The organism is Shewanella sp. GutDb-MelDb, assembly GCF_002836075.1.
Taxonomy (GTDB): Bacteria; Pseudomonadota; Gammaproteobacteria; order Enterobacterales; family Shewanellaceae; genus Shewanella.
The window spans coordinates 25,673-32,691 of the sequence record NZ_PJBM01000245.1 but is presented as its reverse complement, the minus strand read 5'-3'; the positions used below and the strand labels follow the sequence as shown (position 1 = coordinate 32,691).

Here is a 7,019-nt window from a genome sequence, read left to right as displayed (position 1 = left end):
TGATATGCATGTATTCTGCGCCAATCGAACCACAATAAGTGGCTTTTAACGCTTTAACAAGATCGACTAGCTTCATGGTATCACCACCATGAGCAAACGAACCGGTATTGAATTCACGCTGCATATCATCGCTGTCTAGACCGTGGAAAACCGGGTCTAATTCAGAAACTTTATCGCGTTTCCAAATGTCTAACGGGTCCAAATTCGCGTTCTGATGACCACGAAAACGGTGCGCGTTAATCATCTGTAGGACTTTAACTTGTTTTGCATCGACTTCGTGATCGGTCACCTTAGGTGAACCTTTCTGACGTCCATCTAATGCAAGACTACGAAAATAGTCGCGTACTTTAGAGTGGGCAGCTTCAGGCACGTCACTAGATGTACCATTCACTAGAGGGAGGTTATCAAACACGACACGCCAGTCTTCAATTACTGACTGCGGATCTTCTTGATAGGCTTCATACATCTCTTCTACATAGGTCAAATTCGCGCCATTAAGATGAGACGATTCAAGCCAGGCTTTCATGATGCCTTGGTGCATTTCTATTCCTTTCAAACTGTATACACGTGCTTAGCCAAAGTCATAAATACAGAATCTTGTTCTAAGCAAGGATTCTGCAATCTCTGTAGCCCCTAGAGTTCCAGATTTACTATTTTTGTCTTCCATGACAAAAAGAGTCACTCTCCTAAATGAAAGTGACTCTCATAGAGCTATATCAATATCGGCTCTTTAATTTGCATCTAAACAGCTCTCTTCAGAAGCATAGACTTAATGTGTCCAATTGCTTTTGTCGGGTTAAGCCCTTTAGGACAAACATCAACACAGTTCATAATACCGTGACAGCGGAATACACTGTACGCATCATCAAGCTCTGATAAACGCTCTTCAGTCGCAGTATCGCGGCTGTCGATCAAGAAGCGATAGGCATGAAGCAAACCACTCGGACCGATGAACTTATCAGGGTTCCACCAGAACGAAGGACAAGCTGTAGAACAACATGCACACATGATGCACTCATAGAGCCCATCTAAATGTGCACGCTCTTCTGGTGATTGCAGATGTTCACGCGCAGGCGTTTTCTCATCGTTAATCAAGTAAGGCTTTATCTTTTCGTACTGGGTGTAGAACTGTGTTAAGTCTACAATTAAGTCACGCACTACAGGCATACCAGGTAGTGGGCGGATCTCAATCTTCTTATTTTTGAAGGTAGAAACAGGCGTGATACACGCTAGACCGTTTTTACCGTTCATGTTAACACCATCACTACCACACACACCTTCACGGCATGAGCGTCTAAATGACAATGTTGAATCTAACTCTTTTAGCTTTATCAGTGCATCCAGTACCATCATATCAGTACCTTCGTCCACTTCTAAGCTGTAATCCTTCATGTAAGGCTTAGTGTCTACATCAGGATTGTAGCGATAAACTGCAAATTCCAATTTCATCGGGGCTTCTCCTAGTAGGTGCGCTTAACAGGCGGGAACGCATCACGAAGCTTAGGCTCCATGTTCACATCACGCTTAGTCATAAGCTCGGTAATCGGGTCATAAACACTGTGGCATAACCAGTTTTCATCATCACGTTCTAGATAATCTTCACGAGAATGTGCGCCGCGACTTTCAGTACGGAAGTTAGCTGCCGTAGCTGTCGCAATCGCTGTCGCCATCAAGTTATCAAGCTCTAAGCACTCGATTCGCTGAGTATTAAACTCAGATGAATTATCAGAGAGCTTAGCGTTTGCTAGACGTGTTCGAATAGTCTTCAGTTCTTCAAGGCCTTCAGCCATTGCGTCACCACTTCTGAATACTGAGAAGTTAAGCTGCATACAAAGTTGAAGATCTTTACGGATAGCCTCAGGCTCTTCACCATCTTTGTTACTTTCCCAACGATTTAAGCGTGCTAGAGAAGCGTCAATATCGGCTTCAGTGGCATCTTTAGGGTTAGGTGTAGCATCAAGCGCTTTACCTAAGTGCTGACCTGCTGCACGGCCAAAGACCACCAAATCAAGCAGCGAGTTACCGCCTAAACGGTTAGCGCCGTGTACTGATACACACGCAATCTCACCAACGGCAAATAGACCCACTATATCTTCTTCGCTGCCATCAGCATTTTGGCGTAACACTTGACCGCTCACTTTGGCAGGTAATCCACCCATCATATAGTGACAAGTCGGTAATACTGGAATTGGACCATCTGCTGGATCGATGTGCGCGAATGTGCGAGACAATTCACATACACCAGGAAGACGCGCTTCAAGCGTTTCTTTACCCAAATGATCAAGCTTAAGTAAACAGTGCGGTCCTAATGGACCGTCAAGACCACGACCTTCACGAATTTCAGTCATCATCGAACGTGCTACCACGTCACGAGAAGCCAAATCTTTCGCGTTAGGGGCATAACGTTCCATGAAACGTTCGCCGTCTTTGTTTAGCAGGTATCCACCTTCACCACGACAACCCTCTGTTACAAGAACACCTGCGCCAGCGATACCCGTTGGGTGGAACTGCCACATTTCCATGTCTTGCATTTGAACGCCGGCACGGATCGCCATACCAACGCCGTCACCGGTGTTGATGTGTGCATTAGTAGTCGATGCGTAAATACGCCCTGCGCCACCTGTCGCTAAAATTGTTGCCTTAGCTTTGAAATAAACGATTTCGCCAGTTTCAATTTCGATTGCTGTACAACCGACAATGACACCGTCGTCGTTTTTAACTAAATCTAGCGCGTACCACTCTGAGAATACTTGAGTCTTATGTTTAACGTTTTGCTGGTATAAACAATGAAGTAGAGCGTGACCTGTACGGTCAGCTGCTGCAGCAGTACGCGCCGCCTGTTCGCCACCAAAGTTCTTTGATTGGCCACCGAACGGACGTTGGTAAATAGTACCGTCTTCAAAACGAGAGAATGGTAGACCCATCTGCTCTAATTCGATAACGGCTTCAGGACCGGTTTTACACATAAACTCAATCGCTTCTTGGTCACCGATAAAATCGGAACCTTTCACGGTATCGTACATGTGCTGTTCCCAGTGATCTTCGTGCGCATTACCCAGTGCGACAGTAATGCCACCCTGTGCAGATACGGTGTGAGAACGAGTAGGAAAAACTTTAGATAACAGCGCGCAGCTCTTACCTTCTTTTGAAATCTGCAATGCCGCGCGCATACCCGCGCCACCAGCGCCGATAACAACCACGTCAAATTCGCGAACTGGAATACTCAATTAAACACCCCACACAATCAAAATGCCTGCGGCCATATAAGAAAAGGCTGCTACGACAAAAACAAACTGAAGCACACCACGTAATGACACACACTTAACGTAATCGGTAAGTACCTGCCAAACACCAATCCATGCATGGACTAGAATCGCAACCAGTGCGAGAAGTGTGAAGACTTTCATCGGCAGAGCACTGAATAAACCGTGCCATGCATCGTAAGTCAATGGAGAGCTACATGCGATAAAACCAACCATAAAGATGGTGTAACAGGCTAGAATTACTGCACTTGCACGTATAAGAATAAAGTCATGGACACCACTGCGACCAAGACTTGCTGCATTAGTTACCATACCCAAATCCCCGCGATGATAGAAAACACTACTGATAACGCCATAGCGACTTTAGCTGAAGTTAATCCTGAAGAAAGTTCTTCCCAGTAGCCGGCATCCATCACTAAGTGGCGTAAACCCACTATCAAGTGATAACCCAACGCGGTAAGAATTCCCCAAACGATAAACTTGACGATAAAGTTATCAAAAAGAGATTGGACGCCAGCAAAACTTTCAGCGGATGCTAATGATTCATTAAGCAACCAAATAAGAATACCGACAGCAAACAACATAATAACGCCCGATACACGGTGTAGGATGGACGCGATCGCCGTTGCTGGGAACTGTATAGTCTGCAGATCTAAATGGACAGGTCTTTGCTTTTTCACGTTCTGCTCACTCTGCTCAATTGAGCTAATTTTTGTTATACGAACCGCTTTTACTCAGATCCCCATCCGTGAACTAGGTCACAGTTTAAGCCCTTTGCAAAAGAAAACTTGAAACAAACATTTAACAGTTTAGCGACCACTAATTAAGGTTGTATAAATGTGGTAACTATTCGTCAATGTATGCAGCTCATCTGAGCCGCAGCAAGTATACGTGGGTGAAATGTCAAATACAAACATCACATTATGCAAATTTTGTTTTTTTGGTAAAAAAATCTGCCAAGCCCCTGTTGCAACAGGTGGTTATTGCTAATTAAGACCATGGTCTAACAAATTTAAACGCTTATTTAAATTGAAATGTGATCTAGATTCACTGTAAAGTATTGGGGTTTGATAAGCCGCACTCAATAAGAATGAAGTAAGGAGAATGGGGTATGGCTGATAATATAGCCAAGTTGGAACTACCAGGGAACGAATCAATCGATTTGCCGATCAAGAAAGGAACGGCAGGATTTGATGTAATAGACATCAGTAAGCTAGGTAGCACAGGGCACTTTACCTTCGATCCAGGATTTCTCGCTACAGCTTCCTGCGAATCAGCTATTACTTACATCGACGGCGACCAAGGGATCCTGCTTCATCGCGGATACCCAATTGGCGAGTTGGCAATAGATTCTGATTATCTAGATTTATGTTATTTGCTGCTTTACGGAGAGCTTCCGAATAAAGCACAGTACGATACATTCGTACACACGGTTAAAAACCACACCATGGTTAACGAGCAACTTGCGAGCTTCTTTAGAGGTTTCAGACGTGATGCTCACCCAATGGCAATGTTGTGTGGCGTTACTGGCGCCCTTTCTGCATTCTACCAAGATTCTTTGGATGTGAATGACGAGCGCCATCGCGAAATTGCTGCTTACCGCTTGGTGTCAAAAATGCCAACAATCGCAGCGATGTGCTACAAGTACTCTATTGGTCAGCCTTTTGTCTATCCACGTAACGATTTAAGCTACGCTGGTAACTTCCTAAGCATGATGTTTGCAGTGCCATGTGAAGAGTACAAGGTTAATCCAATCGTTGAACGTGCTATGGATCGTATCTTCATACTACATGCGGATCATGAGCAAAATGCATCGACTTCAACCGTTCGTTTAGCCGGTTCATCTGGGGCTAACCCATTTGCGTGTATTGCTGCGGGTATTGCGTCTCTTTGGGGACCTGCTCACGGTGGTGCAAACGAAGCTTGCTTAAACATGCTTGAAGAGATCGGTAGTGTTGACCGTATCCCAGAGTTTATTGCACGTGCTAAGGACAAAGAAGATCCTTTCCGTCTAATGGGCTTTGGTCACCGTGTTTACAAGAACTTCGACCCTCGTGCAAAAGTTATGCGCGAAACATGTCATGAAGTGCTTGCCGAACTCAACGTCAATGATCCATTGTTAGATGTTGCAATGGAACTTGAACGTATTGCTTTAGAAGACGAGTATTTCGTGTCTAAGAAGCTGTACCCGAACGTTGATTTCTACTCAGGGATCATCATGAAGGCTATTGGTATTCCAACAAGCATGTTCACCGTACTATTCGCATTAGCGCGCACAGTCGGTTGGATTGCACATTGGAAAGAGATGCTAGATCAGCCTGGTCACAAGATCAGTCGTCCTCGCCAGCTATACACTGGTGATGCTGAGCGTAGCTTTGTTGCTAAAGACAAACGCGATTAGTAAGCGAGTTCGTTAACGAACCCTAAAAGGCACTCATTGAGTGCCTTTTTTATTACCTGCGTCAAACATTATTGGCTAGCATGGTGAGCCAATTTGCTATTATCGGAGCAAATTAAGAAAGTCATCCGGTGCGGGTGTCTCGAAAGTGAGTCGCTTGCCAGTCTTTGGTCGCGTAATACTCAGGCGCAACGCATGCAATCCCATGCGCGGGCCTTCAGTTCCATAACGGGGATCGCCAATCAGCGGATGCCCTAGCCAAGCCATGTGGGCACGGATTTGATGTTGTCGACCCGTCTCCAGTTGAACTTCAAGCAATGACCGCTCCCCCACTGTTCGCTGGGTGTTAAAATGCGTGATGGCTTTTTTAGCTTCTGGATGTGGACCAACTATCATTTGATACTTCTCAGGATCTATTCTCAAGGGCTGGTCAATGGTGCCTTGACTCGGATTAGGGCAACCCTCAACCACCGCAAGGTAGGTTTTTTCAGCCTCACCCCACCCATCCATAACGGCTTCGCGCATCTCGCGAGAAGTTGCAAACATCAAAACACCCGATGTATCACGGTCAAGCCTATGTACAGGCCAAAGATTAACAGTACGCTTAGGACGCGTGAGCTGCTTGCGAAGAATGGCAAGCGCATGGTCTTTGTTTTCATTGGCTGTTGCCACTGACAACAAGCCAGCAGGTTTGTTGATGACGATAAGATCGTTGTCCGAATACAAGATTTCAAGCCGGGAGACTTTAAGTTGCACGTTCTTCCCCGTTGCCCGAACTTCCACGTCATCGCCGACGTTGATCTCATGATCATGGCGCATGATAGGCTGACCGTTGACGATGATGCATCCTGTTGTCAGCCGTTGTTTTATTTTGCTGCGACTCCAGCCTTTTAGCTCTGTGGTGAGGAAAGAGAGTAAAGGCGATGCCTGTTTCACTCGTAATCTTTCAGACATAGTAAGTTGTTCTCCAGCTTGGTGTTTCCAGTAATTCAATAGACATAATGATCATAGCAACGCCCACGTAACAGGCAAATAATGCTTGGCTAAAATTGGCGGAAAAATTAGCGTTTGACGTACATTAGATGCGTTTGTTAAGTGTCGCAGCACTGATTTTCAGTAATAAAAGTAAATGAATTCAGCGATCGTGTTTGAAGCATTGATACCGATAACGGTCTCATTATGTTCAATGAACTGCCACATTATAAAATCAATAATGTGAGATTCTAACAGCAAGAGATCAATACCACTAGATAACAGCTCTTTATAAAAAATGGCCTTCAATGCTTTCCATCTGTAAAATTTCAGTTATGGAGTCAATGACAATGGCTTGGGTGTAAAAATGTTCACCCTCATGAGCA

At 45.0% G+C, this 7,019-nt stretch carries 6 protein-coding genes and 1 pseudogene; 1 reads left to right on the top strand and 6 read right to left on the bottom strand.

Annotation, left to right across the window (positions count from 1 at the left end; translation table 11 throughout):
* The 5 genes and pseudogenes from CXF82_RS16125 to sdhC all read right to left on the bottom strand — a co-directional run.
* Positions 1–541: pseudogene (locus CXF82_RS16125) on the bottom strand (2-oxoglutarate dehydrogenase E1 component); the annotation flags it as partial.
* Between the two features lie 200 nt (positions 542–741).
* Positions 742–1,449, bottom strand: coding sequence for a succinate dehydrogenase iron-sulfur subunit (locus CXF82_RS16120; protein ID WP_101091141.1), 708 nt, complete (start codon positions 1,447–1,449; stop codon positions 742–744).
* A gap of 11 nt (positions 1,450–1,460) precedes the next feature.
* Positions 1,461–3,227, bottom strand: coding sequence for a succinate dehydrogenase flavoprotein subunit (gene sdhA / locus CXF82_RS16115; RefSeq protein WP_101091142.1), 1,767 nt, complete (start codon positions 3,225–3,227; stop codon positions 1,461–1,463).
* A complete protein-coding gene (gene sdhD, locus CXF82_RS16110) occupies positions 3,228–3,575 on the bottom strand; it encodes a succinate dehydrogenase, hydrophobic membrane anchor protein (protein ID WP_101091143.1) in 348 nt (115 codons plus the stop codon). It abuts the gene before it with no gap.
* Complete coding sequence (sdhC, locus tag CXF82_RS16105) at positions 3,569–3,964, bottom strand: succinate dehydrogenase cytochrome b556 subunit (RefSeq protein ID WP_101091144.1); 396 nt, start codon at positions 3,962–3,964, stop codon at positions 3,569–3,571. Before sdhC ends, sdhD begins: the two co-directional genes overlap by 7 nt.
* Positions 3,965–4,374: 410 nt before the next feature.
* Here sdhC and CXF82_RS16100 point away from each other — a divergent pair, with 410 nt between their 5' ends.
* Positions 4,375–5,664 (top strand): citrate synthase, encoded by a 1,290-nt coding sequence (locus CXF82_RS16100; RefSeq protein ID WP_101091145.1) that lies wholly within the window; start codon positions 4,375–4,377, stop codon positions 5,662–5,664.
* A gap of 99 nt (positions 5,665–5,763) precedes the next feature.
* Here the strand turns inward: CXF82_RS16100 and CXF82_RS16095 are convergent, their stop codons facing one another.
* The gene (locus tag CXF82_RS16095; protein WP_102044558.1) at positions 5,764–6,615 is read right to left on the bottom strand and encodes an RluA family pseudouridine synthase; all 852 of its coding nucleotides are present in this window, start codon (positions 6,613–6,615) and stop codon (positions 5,764–5,766) included.
* Positions 6,616–7,019 lie beyond the last annotated feature (404 nt).

What these genes read in the sequence shown, in the direction of transcription:
- CXF82_RS16120 (WP_101091141.1), bottom strand. Translation starts at nt 1,449, where the DNA reads ATGAAATTGGAATTTGCAGTTTATCGCTACAATCCTGATGTAGACACT.
- sdhD (WP_101091143.1), bottom strand. Translation starts at nt 3,575, where the DNA reads ATGGTAACTAATGCAGCAAGTCTTGGTCGCAGTGGTGTCCATGACTTT.
- CXF82_RS16100 (WP_101091145.1), top strand. Translation starts at nt 4,375, where the DNA reads ATGGCTGATAATATAGCCAAGTTGGAACTACCAGGGAACGAATCAATC.
- CXF82_RS16095 (WP_102044558.1), bottom strand. Translation starts at nt 6,615, where the DNA reads ATGTCTGAAAGATTACGAGTGAAACAGGCATCGCCTTTACTCTCTTTC.